Raw genomic sequence first — 19,555 nt, 5'->3', positions numbered from 1 at the left:
ACGTAAAACACTCTACATTTAAAAGTCGCATTTATGAAAAGCAAAATCTTAGCCTTGCTGGGCAGCACCCTGCTTACGGGCACGGCCATGGCCGGCGGATACCAAGTGAACCTGGCCAGCCAGCGACAGATTGGTATGGGCCATACAGGTACTGGTCTGGTTACAGGAACTTCCAGCATCTTCTTTAACCCTGGCGCGATGGCGCAGGCACGTAACGGCGTAACTATAGGTGCCAGTGCTATTATTTCTAAAATCGCTTACCAGGCTCCGGAATCCAATAACACCATTATGGCCGATAACCCTACAGGTACGCCGTTCCAGGTGTATGGTGTTTACGGCATCACAGATAAGTTAAAAGCAGGTTTAGGTGTATACACGCCATTTGGCAGCACTGTAAACTGGGGTAATGAGTGGAACGGCCGCTTCGGCTTAAACGAACTATCGTTAAAGGCTATTTTTGTGCAGCCAACCCTTAGCTACCAGGTAACTGAAAAGTTAGGCATAGGTGCTGGTTTTGTGTACTCAACTGGTGGTGTAAACCTGAAGCGTTCAATTCCGCTGGAAGGCAACGAAGGTGAAGGAAGAGCTGAACTGGATGGTGACGCAAGTGGCTTTGGCTACAACCTGGGTGTTTTCTTTAAACCAACTGAAAAACTGTCGCTAGGTTTAAACTACCGCTCTCAGGTGGATATGGAAGTAGAAGAAGGTACAGCTGAATTTGATGTTCCTGCTTCTGTTCAGTCACGTTTCCCGGCCAATGGTACAAGCTTTAAAGCTAAACTGCCATTGCCATCTACTTTAACACTGGGTATTGGTTTTAACCCGACCGAAAAACTGACGCTTGCAGTTGATATCAGCCGCGTTGGCTGGAGCGCTTACGAAAAACTGCGTTTTGACTATGGCGCAGATGTGAACGGCAGCAACTTTACAGAGAACGCCCGTAACTACGAAGATGTATTTATTTACCGTATTGGTGCTGAGTACAACGTAACTGAGTCGCTTGCACTGCGTGCCGGCGCTTACTTAGACGAAACTCCTGTACAGGATGGCTACCTTACTCCAGAAACACCGGATTCTGACTCACGTGGTCTTTCTTTTGGTTTAGGCTACTCCATCAACGAAAACATCAGCATAGATGCTTCTTTCCTTTACATCAACAAAAAAGAGAGAACAGATGCATCTAACCTGTCTGGTGGTATAGGTGGTACTTACAAGTCTATAGCTTACATACCTGGCGTTGCTCTTAACTATAACTTCTAATTTCCCTGAAAACTGATATGAAGAATTTTATCTATAAATCTGGTATGCTGGCACTTTTTGCTGGTGTGCTACTTACGAGCTGCGATCCCGAGATCGATGCTCCGAACCCAACAGCGGGCGAGGCTGATTTTTCAAAATATGTTGCACTTGGCAACTCGCTTACAGCAGGTTTTGCTGATGGAGCTTTATACCTTGAAGGGCAGCAGAGTTCTTATCCATCTATACTTGCCCAGCAATTTGCACAGGTAGGTGGCGGTGCAGATTTCAGACAGCCTTTAATGCCTGCCGGTGTTAGCTTAGGTAGCCCGATAATTACAGCTACCGGAGCAGAAGTGCCTCAAAAGCGTATCTTAAAAGTTCAGCCTGACTGTGCTGGTGTTGTAGGACTTGCCCCGGTTGAAGCCGGAGCCAGAGCCGCCTATCCGGCAGCCTTCATAGGTGCAGCCCCTACACAGCAAGGCCCTTATAATAACATGGGTGTGCCAGGTGCTAAGTCTTTCCATTTACTGGCTCCTGGCTATGGTAGCCCGGCTGGTTTGGCTACTGGTACTGCTAACCCATTCTTCGTTCGCTTTGCAACCTCTCCGGAAACCAGCGTAATAGCAGATGCCGTTGCTCAGAATCCGACATTCTTTACCCTGTGGATTGGTAATAACGATGTGTTAGGTTATGCACTGGCGGGTGGTAACGCTGATGCTCCAACAGCAGAAAAGCCTTCTCCAAATTACCCTACTAACCCTACTGCCTTTGGTCAGTACATAGGTGCACTAGTACAACAGCTTACTGCAAAAGGTGCAAAAGGTGCTCTAGGTAACATTCCGGAAGTATCTAAAATACCTTACTTTACAACGATACCCTACAACGCGCTGGTTCTTACTGCTGAGCAGGCGGCACAGCTAACAGCTGGTTATGCAGCGCAAGGTATGGGGCACATTACTTTTACTGCAGGTGCTAATGCTTTTGTAGTGTTAGAAGATGGCATGCCTCGTAAGATGACAGCAGGCGAGCTGGTACTTCTTTCAGCTTCAGACCTCGTGAAGTGCCAGGGCAAAGGCTCTATGTCTCCGTTAGGAGATGAGTATGTGCTTTCTACTGCTGAGCTGGCAATTATTAAGCAACATACAGATGCTTATAATGCTGCGATCAAAAAGATTGCTGATGACAATGGTTTAGCACACGCCGACTTTAATGCATACCTGAATAAAGTATCAGGAGGTTTTACGCTTAACGGTGTGACTTACAGCAGTACATTTGTTACTGGTAACGTCTTCAGCTTAGACGGGATCCACTTTACACAACGTGGCGCCGCACTGGCCGCTAACGAGTTTATTGGTTCTATCAATGCTAAGTATAACGCCCGCGTACCAAAAGTTGATGAAACACAGTACAGCACAGTTGTATTCCCGTAAGTACATCAGCTTATAAACTATAAAAGCGCCGCCTTAACCGGGGGCGCTTTTTTTATGCCAATGCTTTCTGCAACAGGGCAAATCTATGGTTATAGTTCGTCGAGTTATCAGGCGGATTCGTCAGCAAGTGCTATGGGTTCGCAGAATCGTAACACAGGAAAGCCCTTGCATGCTGGGATGCTGACAGTTTTTAGGTTAAATTTAAACGGTGAAGAAGTAACTTATCTATCGTTCTCTTTCACATCAAACAGTATCATTTTACACTTAATAATATATGAAACGTAAAATTATCGCCTGCCTTTTGTGGTGTGTAACCGGTGCAGCTGCACTGGCGCAAACCCAGGGCAACAAGATCGAGTTCACAGAATACACCCTCCCGAACGGGCTACATGTGATCCTGCATAAGGATAACTCTACACCAAACGTAGCAGTTTCGGTACTATACCATGTAGGTTCTAAAAACGAAGTAAAAGGCCGTACAGGTTTTGCCCACTTCTTTGAACACCTGATGTTTGAAGGCACCGAGAACATCGATCGTGGCCAGTACATGAGCATGGTGCAGGCTGCAGGTGGTTCACTTAACGCTAACACCTCTTTCGACAGAACATATTATTACGAATTGCTGCCGTCTAACCAGGTTGCGTTAGGTTTATGGATGGAAGCGGAGCGTATGAAAGGCGCTAAAGTGGATGAAACAGGCGTAGAAACCCAGCGCAAAGTAGTGCAGGAAGAAAAACGCATGCGCGTTGACAACCAGCCTTACGGAACTATACTGGAAAACACATTCGGTTTAGCTTACAAAGAGCACCCTTACAAGATCACCCCGATCGGTACGTTCGAGGATTTAAATAGCGCTAAGATCGAGGAGTTCCGTGATTTCTATAAGACTTTCTACGTGCCTAACAACGCAACACTTTCTATAGCCGGCGATATCAACATCGACGATACCAAGAAAATGATCGAGCAGTATTTTGGCAGCATCCCGAAAGGCACAAAAGCAATACCTCGCCCAACTATAAAAGAGCCGAAGCAGACAGAAGAGCGTCGTAAAATTGTTTATGACAACATTCAGCTTCCGGCAGTTATCCAGGCATACCACATTCCGGCGCAGGGCACACCTGACCATTATGCCTTATCTATGCTGACTACCTTATTATCTGGTGGCGAGAGTGCGCGTTTACCTAAAGCATTGGTTGATAAGCAGCAGAAAGCCGTTGCAGCCCTGTCTGTGCCGTTCCCTACCGAAGATCCGGGCCTGTTCCTGACGTATGCTATTGCCAGTGTTGGCACAGATGCGCAGGCACTGGAAGATGCCATGAATGTGGAGATTGAGCGTGTTAAAACAGAGCCACTTGAAGACAAAGAGTTCCAGAAACTACGCAACCAGATCGAGAGCCAGTTTGTGCAGCAGAACAGCACTGTAGCCGGGCGCGCCGAAAACCTTGCCAACTACCATGTATACTATAAAGATGCGAACCTGATCAACACAGAGATAGACCGCTACATGAAAGTTACAAAAGAAGATATTCAGCGTGTGGCGAAAGAGTACCTGACCAAAGACAACCGTGTAGTATTGCACTACCTGCCAAAGTCAGCTCAGCCTAAACAGTAATTAATTAGACAAAGGTTATGATGCTACAGGACGCCAGAATCATACTTCAGCAACTCCTTAGCCTAATAGCCTTCCGTCAAGTATAAAAAGAGATATATCACTCATGATAAAGAAACTATATACCACACTGGCGTTAGCTCTGGCGCTGGTTTCTGTTGCTCCGGCACAGACAAAGCAGTCTCCGCCTGCTGCGGGCCCGGCTCCTAAAATTGAGTTGGGCAAGTACGAGCAGATCACGCTCAAAAACGGCCTTAAAGTTTATGTGGTAGAAAACCACAAGCAGCCGGTTGTATCTATGTCTTTAGTATTAGACAGAGACCCGATCCTGGAAGGAGACAAAGCTGGTTATGTATCGGCTGCCGGCCAGATGATGCGTACCGGAACTGCTAGCCGTACCAAAGATCAGTTTGATGAGCAGGTAGACTTTATTGGTGCTAACCTGTCGTTCAGCTCTACAGGCTTTAACGCTTCATCGCTTAAGAAGCACCTGCCTACGTTATTAAATCTTACTTCTGATGCCCTGCTGAACCCTAAGTTTACCCAGGAAGAGCTTGACAAGGTTAAAAAGCAGATGATAGCCAACCTGGCATCTGAAAAAGATAACCCGGATGCAATTGCCAGCAAAATGCGCAACATGCTGCTTTATGGCAAAGACCACCCGTACGGCGAGGTAATGACCGAGAAAACAGTAGAAAGCATTACGCTTGCCGATGTTCAGAACTACTATAGCACTTATTTCAAACCAAACATCGGTTACCTGGCTGTAGTTGGCGACATCACTCCGAAAGAGGCGAAAAAGCTACTGAACAAGTCGCTGAAAAATTGGAAGAAAGGCAACGTGCCAGCTAAAACATTTGCTTTACCGGCAGCTCCGGCTAAAACGCAGGTTGTTATAGTTGATCGCCCAAGTGCAGTACAAAGCGTCCTTTCGTTCGTTAACCCAGCCGACCTGAAGCCAGGTGCTCCTGATGCCGTTGCTGCTCAGCTGATGAACACAATCCTTGGTGGTGGCAGCTCTGCCCGTTTATTCCTGAACCTGCGCGAAGACAAAGGTTATACCTACGGTGCTTACTCGTCACTTTCTTCTGATGAGATCCTGGGCCGCTTTAACGCATCGGCTAACGTGCGTAATGCTGTTACTGATAGTGCTACAGTTGAGTTCATGAAAGAACTTACCAAGATACGTAGCGAGCGTGTAACCAACGACGAACTGAACTATGCGAAAGCGTACATGACCGGTAACTTTGCCCGTGGTTTAGAGAACCCTGCTACTGTAGCTGTTTACGCGATCAACATCGCACGTTATAACCTGCCAGCCGATTACTATGCCAGCTACCTGAAAAAAGTAGAAGCTGTTACGGCAGAAGATATCCAGCGTGTAGCTCAGAAATATGTAACTCCTGACCAGTTATACATTGTAGCGGTTGGCAATGCAGGTGATATAGCCTCTAAACTGAAGAAATTTGACCTGGAAGATGGCCAGATAGCTTACTACAACACCGCCGGCGAAAAAGTAGATCGTAGTGCTGCTGCAACCGCTGTTCCTGCTGATGTAACTGCCGAAAAAGTGCTGGCTAACTATATCAAAGCAATTGGTGGCAAAGCGAACATTGATAAGGTAAAAGATATTACTGTAACCAGCAACGCAACTATACAGGGCATGCCGCTTGTAATTACACAGCAGCAGAAAGGCACTGATAAGTTTGTAGCACTGGTAAGCATGAATAACAGTCCACTTCAGCGTGTAGTTATTAACGGCGACAAAGGTAAAATGGAAGCCCCGATGCAAGGCGTTAACAAAGACATGACGAGTGAAGAACTTGCTACCCAGAAACTGGAATCGGATATGTTCGCGCAGTCTCGTTACGACAAACTTGGTGTTAAAACCAAAGTAACCGGCATGGAAGATGTAGATGGCAAGCAGGCGTATGTAGTAGAAGCTACAACCGCAAACGGCCAGAAAACTTTACATTACTTTGATAAGAACACTGGCCTGTTACTGAAAGATGTGAAAAGCCTTCAGTCGCCACAAGGTGTACTTACCCAGACTAAAAACTACAGCAACTATAAGGAAGTAAGCGGTATTAAATTCCCGCACACTGTAGAAACTTCTGTTGGTCCGCAGGTAATTAAAGCTGAAGTACAGAGCGTTGAAGTAAACAAAGGCATCAGCGACGATACGTTCAAGATTTAAAAATCAGTTTCCTAACTATAGCAAAAGCGGCTGCCCTCAATAGGGCAGCCGCTTTTTTATGTCTGAATCAGGATTTTCAGGATTCAAGGATTTACAGGATATCTGAAGGCCTAGCAGTGTGCGCAGCTCCTGCCAGTGTATAAGCTATAATTACCCTTTTACTTTTGTCATTTCGACCACAGTGAGAAATCTGGGTTCTATAGTTTGAAACTCTACTCTAAGAATCAAGCCTTCTTTTCAAATATTCTTTATTCCTGGGAGCTCCGTAAACATATCGTTTCATTTCCAGCTTTGGTGCCCTCACGGCCGGGAGGCCCCGTCTTGGGGTTAGGGGCCCTCGATAAGGGCATCGCGCGGTGTACATTTCTTTTGTTCGTATCTCACAATTCCTTCGGTACCAGAAATCTACAAGGCGCTTAACCCAAAGACTGCGATCAATTCGATAGCTAAATAATAGTTTACTTTAGAAACTATAGTTGCATGGCTTGATCGTGGACGTAGTTTCGTGGGGCCAGGTAAACCTGTCCTGATCCTGATTTGTAACTATAGAACAATAACTTAACTATAGCATCTACAGAAAAACTCCCCGCCTTGGACTACCGAGAAGTGAGTTCGAAGGTAGCGAGCGTAGCTCTGAGGGGTTGGGGGTGGTTGGACCACTGAAACTAAAGAACTATAAATCAAACTATAACAGGTACCTCATCCACTCAAAACAACTCCCCTTGCACAGGCTGCACAAACTTCTTCGGCACTTTCAGATCAAAGCCACATACTTTATTCAGTTGCCCTATCAGGTAAATGGCAAGGTCAGGGGCTAACGTGTTGTCGGGCTCGTGCACGAAAAAGTAGAGCTGCTGCAGACCGTTTTCGAACCATAGTTTCAGGCGCTGCACCCAGGCATCGATCCGGCTATAGTCTGTTGGGTGTAAGCCGTTGCCAACAAACCGTATCATAGCAGATGGAGTAGTTAAGCGCATGTGCAGCACATCGCGGCGACCGGCTACGTCTGTCAAAACAGTTCCAATCCTGTATTTCTCCAGTACTTCAAAAAGCTCCAGCGAGGCGACGTTATCTGTAAACCAATCGGGGTGGCGGAGCTCTACGGCAACAGGTATTGATTCAGGGATAAACTTTACAAACGCCTCCAGGTCGGGTAGCTGGCTTGGGCTAAAGTATGGTGGCAACTGCAGAAAGGAGCTTCCCAGGTTATCTTCCAATCCGGCAATAGCCTCACAGAAGGCAGCTGTCATGCTGTGGGTATTTTGCAGGGCGCTTTCGTGGTTTATGAGCTGCGGAAACTTAGGGCAGAATTTAAAACCACGTGGCACCGAGTTTCGCCAACGCTCTATGGTTGTATCCCCGGGTATGTGGTAGTGGGTACTGTTAAGCTCTATGGTGTTAAACTGCCGGGCATACCACAACAGCGAATCTTTCTCGCGCATAGTTGCCGGGTAAATATTTCCTGCCCACGCTTTATTAACCCATACCGGCAGGCCAATATACACTTCCGGCTTCTCGTCCTGTTTATTCCTGATCAGTAAAGGCTGTGTATCAGGATGATCTGTCGGCAGTGTAAAATCAACGTGATCTATGTTCTGTAGTTTCCCGAAATCCATTCTTAACGTTATTTGCTATTCTATACGCTTTTGCGCAGAAAATTGTACGGACGTATGAATTTATACCATTATGAAAATATTTTCATAAAGTTTTTTATTGCACTTTCTTTTCGATAGCTCCATTAAAATAAGCCTATACTTGCATAAAATGCACTTTTCGCATTATAGCCCTTATAGCAACTTTGTATCATATCCTGTATCCCCCTACATCCAGAGGGCAATATTGCGCTAAAAGCCTTCGTTTAAAAAATTATTCGTAAATTTGCTGTTTCACCAACAATTTAAACTATGATATATAATAGAAAGTGCATCCTCTTAACAGTAATCATTTTTCTATTCATTGGCATCGGCCAGGTAACTATAGCACAAGACATCACGCAAACCGAAACGGGACCTGCCTCCTGGTACGGAAGTAAATACCACGGCAGAAAAACCAGCAGCGGCGAACGTTACAACAAGAACGACATGACCGCAGCACACAAAACACTTCCTTTCGGCACTAAGGTAAAAGTAACCAACCTCGCCAACAACGAATCAGTAGTTCTTCGCATTAACGACCGTGGCCCATTTGTAGGTAACCGCATTATAGATGTTTCTGAAGTAGCCGCCCGTAAACTGGATATACACAGCCGTGGTATAGCTAACGTAAAAGTTGAAGTAATTGAGATAGACGGAAAGACTGTAGCAGCTGCTGCACCCGTTGAGCCGGAAATATATTCTATCCAGAAAGGCACCTATAGTTCGGAGGAGCTAGCGCTGCAGCAAACCGAGCGCTTGAAAGCGTTTGACAAATACCTGACCGTGGAGTTAATGGAAGAGAAAGTTCAGGGTAAAAAGATACACAAGCTTAAAATAGGCCGTTTTGAAGATAAGCAACATGCTGAAGCGTTCAACGAGCTCCTGAAAGATGAAGGGCTGGAAGGCGTAGTAGCTAAGTTGTAATGGCTTTACTAATAACATTAAAAAAGAGCGGAGCTTAGCGGCTTCGCTCTTTTTGTTTTATAGAATTATAGTTTGAAGCTAAGCTTTCGTTATTGTTGTAACTATTGTTTTGGAAGGTCATTGTTTCTACAAACAACCGCAAGCTTTATAGTTGCTTAATCCGCTTCATCAGCTTTCTTGCTGGGCAACTATAGTTTATAAGTAGCCTCTTTCAGTAGCTAGTTTGGCGCCTGCTAACAGGGCAAAGCTCAGTGCGACTTGACAGCTGTATCGTGTGCAACTAAACCTCCAGCCTCAGCTTGGCAGCAAAGGTATCAAGTAGCTGAATCAGCACAGGAATGCACTCCAGGTTCAACGTATGGCCAACTGCCGGTATAATTTCGAGCTCTGCATTTGGAAGTGACTCTGTAATAGCGCGGCCCATCTCCGGGGTACAAAGCATGTCTTCTTCGCCGTGCACAACCAGTACAGGCACCTGCACTTTCTTAAGCTCCTGCAGGTAATTACCACTTTCCTCAGTGGCGCGCACCAGTTTTATCAGGTTGTCTACGCTCGGGCTTTGGGTAGCTTTGCTGTTTTTAAGGGCATCAATCGTGATGATCGGGTTCAGGAAGTAGCTGCGACCCAGCACCAAAGGAAGCATCACATCCAGCATCAGTGGGTAGCCGCCTGCCAATAAAGCTTGTTTCCAACTATAGCCAATGGCATCAAAATAAGCATCTTTATACGGGAAGGTAGAAAGCAGCACGCCAGCCTGCGCCAGCTCCGGGTAATTTACCAGGAAACGTTGTGCAACAGCTCCACCATAAGAGATGCCAACTATAACTGTCTCAGGCAAATTCAATGATTGTAACAGATTTGCTACATCAGCCGCGTGTGCTTCAAAACTGCGGTGTGCAGGTGCTGCATCGCTTTGCCCCTGGAACAACAGATCGATCAGTACCAGTTTATATTTCTCGCCAAGTGCTTTTATTACGCCACCCCACGCTGCCGTAGATTGCGACAAGCCATTCAGGAAAACAAGTGCCTGTGTTGCATCTTCAGCGCCATGTAACTCATAGTATAAACTTAGTCCGTCGGGTAACAGGTGTTTCATGGTGTGTCGTTTATAGTTGGGTTGATGAGGGCAAATCTATATGAAAAATCTTGAAAGCAAAATGTAGCCGGGCAATATGCTTGCAACTATAGTTTAACCTACAACATCTGTAGCAGTGGCAAGCAGTTGTGTTTCAGAAGTACTACTACCCTGTGTTAGCGGTACTGTAAACCAGAAACGGCTGCCTTTTCCTAACTCGCTGCTTACCCAGATAGAACCGCCATTGCGCTCCACAAACAGACGACAGAGCAAAAGTCCGAGGCCGGTACCTTTTTCGTTGGCTGTACCTTTAGTTGTTAACGCCAGTTGTTCCTGGTTAAATAAGGATGCCACTGTTTCCGGCGCCATCCCAATGCCCTGGTCCTCCACTGATACTTCAGCTATACCGCTACCTGTTACCGCAGCGCTTAATTTTATTCTGCTCCCTGCCCCGGAAAACTTAATGGCATTATGCAGCAGGTTCCGGATCACGAAAGCAAGCATGTTGGCATCCGCATATACTTTTAAATTTTCAGATAAGTCTAACTGCCAGTTTATGCCTTTGGCCATAGCCGTATCTTCCAGCAGGTCCAGGTTGCGCTGCACTATTTCCGACAGGTATACTTCTTCAGGGTCAAAACTCACCGTATCGGCAGACCCGGACTGTGCCGCTGACCATTGCAGCAGGTTTTCCAGCAAGGCCTGCAGGTTACGTACCGATAGCTGGGTGTGGTTGGCCAGTTTCTGCATTTGCTCCGGCTTCATCCTGTCCGAAAAATTGATCAGAATATTCAGGAAGGAATCCAGGGTGGCGAGTGGCGTGCGTAAGTCGTGTGAGATGATGGAAAAGAAGCGGTCCTTGATGCTGTTGATGCGCATGAGTTTCAGCTCTGATGCTTTCAGTTGCCGTACGGTATGTTTCAGTTCCTGGGTTTTATTGCGCAGTGCGGCCGTGCGGTTGGCAACAGTTACTTCCAGTTCTTTTTTCTGTTGCTCTATTAGGCGTTTGCGTTCAATTTCTTTTTCACGCTCCATCCGCTCTTTTTCCAGCACTTTGGCCGCAAGCTCGCTGGTAACTGTATTAAGCCTGTAAGCAAGCCCCAACGAGAAAAGCACCACCTGCGCTACAATGCCCACCTGCGCCGAGTAAACTGTGAGTGGTGTATCTGGTACCAGGTGTGTCTCCTTCAAAATAAAAAGCAGCGCTCCTATCACAAACAGCACATTGGCAAACAGGAAGTATAGCGCCGGTCGGTAGCCTTTATAAAGGGAATGTACGCCTACTAAAAACATGACCACCAGTACGGCCCCACCAATAATCCCGATCAGGTCTACGCAAACCTGCAGCAAATCCAGCGGGGTAAAATAGGATAGCAAACCCATTGCTACGGGCAAGGCATACAACAGCGCCAGGAACGTAATGGCCTTATCCCAAAGCGGCATGGTTTGCCGGGTGTTCAGGTAGCTGCGAGTAAACAACAATCGGAAGATACCATTAAAGGTAACTATAAAGGCAAAGCTGTGCGCATTCCAGACAGGGGCTTCGGGCCAGAGCAGCTCCAGGGCAAAGCCATGGTAAAACATAAAGTATAAACCGGTACCGGTCAGGGCCATTACATAATACAAATAGCTCCGGTCACGCACCGACATAAACAGCACCAAGTTATAGAGCGCCATCACGGCAATAATGCCAATAAAAATTCCCTGCCCTAAAAGGCGGTCGTTGTTAACCTGTATTACCTGTTCCGGGGTATGTAACTGCAAGCTCAGGTGTTGGGGTTTATACAGGTCTATATCGCCCTGTAGCCGCAGGTATAGTTGCAGCTGGCTTTTCGGTGCAATCTGCAGCCGTAGATAGGGTTTACTAGATGGCATATCACGTTCCGAAACCGGAATCAGCTGCCCTGTTTGTTGTTTTATAGTTGTGCCGTCGGGTTGCTGGGTAAACAGTTCTATCCTGCTCCAGTCGCCGGCATACAGGTAGCTGTCTTGTTGATAGTTGCTGTTGTTGGCAAGTATTACCCGAACCCAATGTACTGTTTTCCCGGCCAGCAAGGTGGCAGCGGTGTCCAGTTGCTCAAAAGGCGCCTGTTTTATAGTTGCGATCGTCTTTTTACCGCCAAGATCATGGTATACCTGTAGGGGTAACCGTATTTCCTGGCTGCCCGGAAGCAGTGCTATAGTATTGGCAGGCTGAGCAAAAGTAACAGGTGCACAAAGTAACAGCACCAGCCACGTAAGCAACAGGCTATAGTTAAACTCTGAAACGTACCTTACCTTAACCATAGCTAAATGTATAAATAAAACAGACTTCGCACTATAGCCCGCCCTTACAGATTGCCTTATTTATTTTAATTTACATATATTTAGTAGCAGATAAGGGCATCGATCAAAAAAAGTAGTTGCCATTTAAAGTAGAAAATATGGCCCTGGTAAAATTACTGATTGCGGAAGATGACGTGGTGATTGCGCAGAACCTCGCGCTCTCGCTGGAAGAATTAGGGTATGAGGTGTGCAAAACGGTAAGTTCCGGAGAAGAGTTACTATTGGAGATACACCAGTGCAACCCCGACCTTGTGATACTGGACATAACCCTGGAAGGCAAACTGGATGGTATTGACACAGCGGCTATACTGGCCAGATCGGCGCAGGTACCTTTTATTTTTATGACCGCCTTATCTGATAAGCAGACGATAGACCGGGCCAAGCAAACAAACCCGCATGCGTACCTGGTAAAACCGTTTGACATACGCACCCTGCAAAGCAGTATAGAAGTTGCCATACACAATGCCGCCTTACGCCAGCACCCCGAAACGCAACCAAATAACACAGCCCCAACCAGCGAGCCGGCCGATAATTTCCTGCTCCATAACAGCCTGTTCGTTAAAGTCCGGAACCGACTGGAGAAAGTAGCCTTAAAAGAAATTATCTGGGCCGAAGCGCAGGACATTTACTGCAACATCAAAACCCAAAGCCATATTTACCTGGTTAGCCAGAGCCTTAAAAACCTGGAGCAGCGCCTGCCTGCCAAAGATTTTATGCGCGTACACCGCTCGTATATTGTGCGCCTCACCGCCATCGATGCTATCGAAGACAACAACATCCTGATCGGCGGAAAACAGATACCCATTGGCAATACCCATAAAGATAGTTTACTGAGCAGGCTGCAGATTTTATAGTTAGAAAGTTAGAAAGGTTGGGAAGTTAGAAAGTTCAGGAGTTGGGAGTTGTAGAGATGCAATATTTTGCGTCTTCGCTATAAGACTATAGCCAAGCTGTTTTTATAGTTCGCAAATGTGAATAGCAATTCTCAGAAATCTGAACTCAAACACTCCTTCAAGTATTCGAAATGCAGTTATTCGCCAATCTCAACTTACCGCCTCACCTTACACACTTCTGATTTCACCTGAAAATATCCTGCGTTGGCAAGTATAGGTCAAGAGCTATGTAATTAATTATTTACATTATACATGTTTTAGCTTCACTAATACTACCTATTGCATGAATAATTTAGCTCCCTCAGAACTGGTAACGGCAGGCTGGATACTGGTAATTGCATATGCCGCTGTCATCCTGTTCTTCGTAATACGAGGTGCGCTTCGTACCCGCTCTATCGCTGACTATGCCCTTGGCAGTGTCACGTTCTCCCCGGTAGCTGTTGGCCTGGCCATGGCAGCCTCCATGACGAGCGCCGCCACTTTTATCATCAATCCTGGCTTTGTAGCGCTTTATGGCATCAGTGGTGTAATTTCAATGGGTGTTGCTTTGCCGTTAGCGGCGTTGGTATCATTGGTTATACTTACCAAAGGATTCCGGGCGATGGGCACAGCAGTAAAAGCGCAAACGATGGCACAATGGATGGGCGCTGTGTATAAGAGCCGTGGCTATACCTTGTTCTTTGCCTTTCTGTCACTGCTGCTTATCACATTTATAGTGCTTATTTGTGTGGGCTTAACAAAGGTACTGGCCAGTGTGCTGAACCTGAATGAGTTGCATGTATGCGTAGGCGTGGTGGTTTTTGTATTTGGCTACATGATGTTCGGGGGTGCCAACTCTATGGTTTACACCAACGTGGTGCAGGCAGTGCTTATGCTTATAGTTGCTGTTATTCTGTTAACCTCCGGTTACGAACATTTCAGTAACGGTGTGCATGGTTTCCTGGACAAGCTTGCTGCTATAGATCCAATGCTGACTTCCGTTACAAACCATGAGAGCTTCCTGTTCCGCGATAACTTTGAGATTATTTTCTGCCAGATCATCATAGGTGTTGCCATCGTTTGTCAGCCACACATCATCACTAAATCGCTGTTGCTTAGAGATGCGAAAGATGTAAACTTATATCTGATTGTAGGCATTATTGTACAAGCTCTTTTCTTTTCAGTGGTTATTGCCGGACTTTACGCACGCCTTACCTTCCCGGACCTGGCTATAAATGGCAACGATATCCCTGTAGATGGTATTATGTCGGCTTATGTAGTGCAGGAGTTCCCGGTTTATATGGGCTTATTAGTTGTGATGGGCCTTATCTCTGCCGGACTTTCTACTTTAGAGGGATTGATCCAGTCGCTGTCCATTACGATTACATCCGATATCATCACGCCACTGTTTGGTATCAATTCAGAAACCAGAAGTGTCCTGATAAACCGATTGGTAATTGTGGTGCTGGCTATAGTTACCATCCTGCTTACCTTCGATCAGTTACAGAACCCTAACCTGAGCGTTGGCATTTTTGCACAGAATGGCGTGTATGCTTATTTTTCTGCTGCTTTCGTGCCGGTGTTGTTCGGCATGTTCTTAAAGCGTGTGCCACTTATTGCACCAGTTGCAGCTTCTTTAACATCGGTGGCGGTGCATTTTGCCGTGTACTATGGCGGGCTTACTTCTTACATGGATGCCCCGGTACGCAACCCGGGCATTGCTGCGGCGCTGGCTATACTTGCGTCGGTGCTGGTAGGTCTTATCCTATACTTCACTTTCCGGAAACCTGCTGTTACAGAAACTGAAACGGATGCATCATTGGAAACCCTGAAAGAAGTAGTTTATGAAAAATAGCATGAACAGAACTATACTTTTAGCAGGCCTTAGCATGATGCTATGCCTGAACGGTGGATGTCAGCCCCCGGCCACTGTGTCGGCCAGCACTACAACGGATGCGGTATTTGAGAACCTGAACTATAAGTATCCGACAAAGAAAATAACACTGCCTAACGGATCTACTATAGCTTATACCGACCAGGGCAAAGGCGCTGAAACACTTATTATGATACATGGCCTAGGTAGCTATCTGCCAGCCTGGAACAGGAACATTGAGGGCCTCAGCAAAAACTATAGAACGATAGCCATTGACCTGCCGGGTTATGGAAAATCATCGAAAGAGAACATACATGTAGGCATGGCCGCTTATGCGCAAACCGTGCTGCAGCTGATGGATAAATTGAAGATAAAGAACGCCGTGCTGGTAGGCCACTCAATGGGTGGACAAATTGCCATTACAACAGCCTTGCAGGCTCCGGAGCGTGTAAAGAAATTGGTACTGGCAGCACCTGCCGGCTTAGAGACCTTTACTGAGCAGCAAAAGCAACTGTTTAAAATGACGGTAACACCGGAAAGTGTGCAGAATACAAGTCCAGACAAAGCTGCAGCTAACATTAAAGTAAACTTTTACCAGATGCCCGCTGATGCGCAGTTTATGGTGGATGACAGACTGAAAATGGCTACCTCGCCGGACTTTGCAAACTATGGCAAGGCAGTGGCAGCCAGTGTAGCCGCTATGGTGGATGAGCCGGTTTACGAAAAACTATCACAATTACAGACACCAACCCTGATCATATTCGGGGAGCAGGATGCCCTGATACCAAACAAGTACCTGAACCCGACTTTAACCACGCAGGCAGTTGCTGAAATTGGCAAAGAGAGAATCAAGAACAGCGAAGTGGTACTAGTGCCACAGGCAGGACATTTTGTACAGTACGAACAGGCAGAGTCTTTCAACAAAGCAGTCCGGGAATTCATCGACTAAACTATAATAAATCACACCTAAACTATAAAACACAAATTAACTGATCTACTCATGAAAAAACTTTACTTGATCCTGCTGTCGCTGTTCTGTATTACACAGATGGCGTTGGCACAAGGCGGATCCATTACCGGAAGGGTTCTGGGCGCTGACTCTCAGGAACCGCTTATTGGTGCTTCGGTGCTGGTGGAGGGTACTTCTAAGGGGGCAACAACAAATGCTTCCGGCGACTTTACAATTACCGGTGTGCCGGCCGGCAACTATAACCTGCGCATAACTTATGTGGGTTACTCTTATCCTAAAATTCCGGTTACGGTTGCTGCTGGCGGTACAGCCAGTGTAGGCACAATCAGCATGAAAGCATCTTCGCTGATGAGCGACGAGATTGTGGTTTCGGCTACCCGCAGACCGGAAAAATTAACAGAAGCACCGGCTGCCATTGGTGTTATCTCTTCCCGCGATTTAACAGAGTTGCCATCGTTTAACATAGGCGAAGTGCTGAATAAGGTACAGGGCGTGGAAGTGGTTCGCTCTGGTGTAATTGGAGTGGGTATAAACGCACGTGGTTTTAACAATGCCTTCAACGTAAAAATGTACCAGATGACGGATGGCCGTAACTCGATGCTACCGGGTGGTACTGGTTTACCGGCTGGTTTCTATAACACAACTATAAAAGAAGATATCGAACGCGTAGAAGTTATACTTGGACCATCATCAGCACTTTATGGCCCGAACGCACACAACGGTATCATTAACACGATCACGAAAGACCCGCGTCGCCACCAGGGCACAACAGTAGCTTTAAGCGCCGGTAACCAGGATGTGCTGAGCGCACGCGTTCGTCATGCAAGCGTTATCAGCCCGAAATTTGCTTTTAAAGTAACCGGCGAGTACACAACAGGAACCGATTTTGAGTTCCAGGATACGGTTTACAGTGGTGCAGTAGCCATGCCGGAATATGACGTAGACTACAAATTTGAATCGAAGCGTTTTGGTTCTGCTTTATACTATAGCCCGACTGATAAGATTGATATCATTGCAGACTATGGCTTCGGACAAGGTTCAAACCTTGGTGTAACCAACAACGGCCGTAACCAGATAAACGGCTGGACTTTCCAGTACCTGCAGGGCCGTATAGTAACTCCCAGAATCTTTGGACAACTATACGCTACCTGGAACGATGCTGGTGATACGTACCAGATTAACGCCCGCACCACGAACTACTATACCTTGTTAGGCAAAGGAGCTACACCAGCCCAGGCTCACCAATACTCTAAAACAGGTGCTAAAAAAGATGAGATCTTTGCAGGTTCTCCGGCTGTTGCTTTCCCAGGCTTTATAGACCTTAGCCACCGCCTTAATGGTGAACTACAGTACAACAACAATTTTGCAGGTTTCGAGATTATAACCGGTCTTAACTACCAGCGCGATGTAGCTTACAGCCGCCAAACATACTTAGACGATGCGGCAGGCAAGATCATCCTCAACCAATTTGGTGGCGTAGTACAGATAGAGCGTAATCTTACTGATAAGTTCCGTGCCCTGGTAGGTGGCCGTGTAGATAACCATGACAACTATGGTACACAGTTCAGCCCTAAAGCAGCTATAACTTATAATGCGCTGGGAGGTACTTTCAGAGCTACGTATGGTAAAGCCTTCTCTGCTCCATCTATTCAGTTCCAGGAGTTTTATGCTAACACCGGAGCGCTTGCCATACTTGGTAACGGTGCCGGCTTAACTATAAAAAACACAGAGACGGGCGCCATCAGAATGATAGATAAGCTGGAAGTAGAAAAAGTACAGACGTATGAAGTAGGCTATAAAGGTACACCGGTTAATAACCTGTATTTCGACATCAGCAGCTGGTACTCCAAGTCAAAAGACTTTATCTCGCCGCTTACAGCTATAACGCCGATTCTGGGTAAAGAGCGTGTGATCAAAAAAGGAGAGGTAGATGTAACTGAATCTGCAGCAACGTCGCTTAACTACTACCTGACTTACCTGAACTATGGCAAGGTAACATCATGGGGTACTGACCTTGGCCTTAACTATTACTTAGACGACAACTATAGCATCGGGGTAAAGTATTCTTACTTCAACTCTGATATTACAGACAAGGATAACCTGGAGAACGACGCTAACAGCGATGGCAAGGTATCGGATGCAGAAAGCAGTCTGAATGCAGCCAAGCACCGCGCTAACTTTAACTTTACTGCCCGCAACCTGGCTAACAACAAGCTGTTCATGTCGCTTAACCTGCGCTGGTTGCCAGAATTCAACTTCTACTCTGGCCAGCAGATAGCAGCTGATAAAGGTGCCGGCACACGCGTACTGGGCTCAAACTATAACTATGGCCCGCTTGGTGGCTTTACTTCAGTAGACCTGAGCGGTGGTTATAAGTTTACAGACTGGGTAACATTAGGTGTAAGCGTTTCTAATTTATTTGATGATGAGCAGCGCGAGTATGTTTATTCTCCAACTATAGGTCGCTTGTACTCTGTAGAATTACTTTTCAATTTTGGTGGCAAGAATGTGAGTAAATAGATCAGTTAAAGTTTAATTTGTCCAGAGCGCTCTTTTAGGGCGCTCTGGTTTTTTACAGCAACTATAGATTACCAGCAAATGAAAAATGTTTTGATAACCGGAGGCACCAGCGGTATTGGGTTAGGCATTGCCCGGGCTTTTGCAGCAAAAGGCTACAACCTGCTTATTAACGGCCTCGAACCAAACGGACCAGAAATAGCCAAAGAGCTTGCCGCCGAGCATGGTGTTAAAGTAATACACTCTCCTGCCAACCTGATGCAGCCTGAACAGATACGTGAAATGGTAACGTTAGCTGAGCAGGAATTTGGCCAGGTTAATATTCTCATTAACAATGCAGGCATACAGCATGTGGCACCCGTAGATGAGTTTCCGGAAGATAAATGGGACGCCATCATCTCTGTAAACATGTCGGCCTCTTTTCATGCGGCAAAGGCAGTTTGGCCGGGCATGAAATCCAGAGGCTTTGGACGAATCATCAACATAGCTTCGGCGCATGCCCTGCGTGCCTCGGAATATAAAATAGCGTATGTAACTGCCAAGCATGGAATAGCCGGCTTAACAAAAGTACTGGCCCTGGAAGGCGCACCTCATAATATTACCTGTAATGCCATTTGCCCCGGTTATGTGAGAACGCCTTTAGTAGAGGCCCAAATCGCAGACCAGGCTAAGGCGCATAACATGTCGGAGGAGGATGTAATAGAGAAAGTTATGTTGAAGAAACAGGCTGTGAAGCAATTTGTAACGATAGATGCGATCGCTAACCTGGCCTTATACTTAGCCTCTGAAACCGCAGGCCAGTTAACAGGTGCCATGTTACCTATAGATGGCGGTTGGTCGGCACAGTAAACTATAGCTATAGTTTAAAATAAAAGAGCAGCACTTAAACG

General features: G+C 46.4%; 13 protein-coding genes. 10 read left to right on the top strand and 3 right to left on the bottom strand.

From position 1 onward, the window contains the following. The first annotated feature begins 33 nt into the window (after positions 1–33). The 4 genes from GSQ66_RS15185 (at position 34) to GSQ66_RS15170 (ending at position 6,475) form a co-directional block, all read left to right on the top strand. Entirely contained in the window at positions 34–1,260 is a 1,227-nt protein-coding gene (locus GSQ66_RS15185; RefSeq protein WP_162428240.1) for an OmpP1/FadL family transporter, read from the top strand. A 17-nt stretch (positions 1,261–1,277) separates the two neighbouring features. After that, complete coding sequence (locus GSQ66_RS15180) at positions 1,278–2,669, top strand: SGNH/GDSL hydrolase family protein (protein ID WP_162428239.1); 1,392 nt, start codon at positions 1,278–1,280, stop codon at positions 2,667–2,669. A 274-nt stretch (positions 2,670–2,943) separates the two neighbouring features. After that, a complete protein-coding gene (locus tag GSQ66_RS15175) occupies positions 2,944–4,281 on the top strand; it encodes a M16 family metallopeptidase (RefSeq protein ID WP_162428238.1) in 1,338 nt (445 codons plus the stop codon). A gap of 103 nt (positions 4,282–4,384) precedes the next feature. Further along, positions 4,385–6,475: an insulinase family protein gene (locus GSQ66_RS15170; RefSeq protein WP_162428237.1), complete on the top strand. Its 2,091-nt coding sequence runs from the start codon at positions 4,385–4,387 to the stop codon at positions 6,473–6,475. Between the two features lie 707 nt (positions 6,476–7,182). On the opposite strand, the gene GSQ66_RS15165 is transcribed toward GSQ66_RS15170, so the two are convergent. Beyond that, positions 7,183–8,091 (bottom strand): DUF72 domain-containing protein, encoded by a 909-nt coding sequence (locus GSQ66_RS15165; protein ID WP_162428236.1) that lies wholly within the window; start codon positions 8,089–8,091, stop codon positions 7,183–7,185. Between the two features lie 288 nt (positions 8,092–8,379). Here GSQ66_RS15165 and GSQ66_RS15160 point away from each other — a divergent pair, with 288 nt between their 5' ends. After that, positions 8,380–9,033 (top strand): septal ring lytic transglycosylase RlpA family protein, encoded by a 654-nt coding sequence (locus GSQ66_RS15160; protein WP_162428235.1) that lies wholly within the window; start codon positions 8,380–8,382, stop codon positions 9,031–9,033. A gap of 280 nt (positions 9,034–9,313) precedes the next feature. Here GSQ66_RS15160 and GSQ66_RS15155 read toward each other — a convergent pair whose 3' ends face one another. Beyond that, positions 9,314–10,129, bottom strand: a complete 816-nt coding sequence (locus GSQ66_RS15155) for an alpha/beta fold hydrolase (RefSeq protein WP_162428234.1) — start codon at positions 10,127–10,129, stop codon at positions 9,314–9,316. Positions 10,130–10,222: 93 nt separating this feature from the next. Further along, positions 10,223–12,394, bottom strand: coding sequence for a sensor histidine kinase (locus GSQ66_RS15150; protein WP_162428233.1), 2,172 nt, complete (start codon positions 12,392–12,394; stop codon positions 10,223–10,225). Positions 12,395–12,531: 137 nt separating this feature from the next. Here GSQ66_RS15150 and GSQ66_RS15145 point away from each other — a divergent pair, with 137 nt between their 5' ends. The 5 genes from GSQ66_RS15145 to GSQ66_RS15125 all read left to right on the top strand — a co-directional run bounded on the left by GSQ66_RS15145 (position 12,532) and on the right by GSQ66_RS15125 (position 19,514). Next, entirely contained in the window at positions 12,532–13,287 is a 756-nt protein-coding gene (locus tag GSQ66_RS15145) for a LytR/AlgR family response regulator transcription factor (RefSeq protein ID WP_162428232.1), read from the top strand. A gap of 322 nt (positions 13,288–13,609) precedes the next feature. Next, positions 13,610–15,160 carry a sodium:solute symporter family transporter gene (locus GSQ66_RS15140; protein ID WP_162428231.1) on the top strand — a complete coding sequence of 517 codons (1,551 nt, stop codon included), beginning with the start codon at positions 13,610–13,612 and terminating at the stop codon, positions 15,158–15,160. Position 15,161: 1 nt separating this feature from the next. Then, on the top strand, positions 15,162–16,127 hold the full coding sequence (locus GSQ66_RS15135) for an alpha/beta fold hydrolase (RefSeq protein WP_238395715.1): 966 nt from the start codon (positions 15,162–15,164) through the stop codon (positions 16,125–16,127). Between the two features lie 51 nt (positions 16,128–16,178). Beyond that, positions 16,179–18,668 carry a TonB-dependent receptor gene (locus GSQ66_RS15130; protein WP_162428229.1) on the top strand — a complete coding sequence of 830 codons (2,490 nt, stop codon included), beginning with the start codon at positions 16,179–16,181 and terminating at the stop codon, positions 18,666–18,668. A 78-nt stretch (positions 18,669–18,746) separates the two neighbouring features. Further along, complete coding sequence (locus GSQ66_RS15125; protein ID WP_162428228.1) at positions 18,747–19,514, top strand: 3-hydroxybutyrate dehydrogenase; 768 nt, start codon at positions 18,747–18,749, stop codon at positions 19,512–19,514. Positions 19,515–19,555: the final 41 nt, after the last annotated feature.

The sequence above is a fragment of the Pontibacter pudoricolor genome (assembly GCF_010092985.1).
GTDB lineage: Bacteria > Bacteroidota > Bacteroidia > Cytophagales > Hymenobacteraceae > Pontibacter > Pontibacter pudoricolor.
This window is presented reverse-complemented; position numbering and strand designations above follow the sequence as displayed.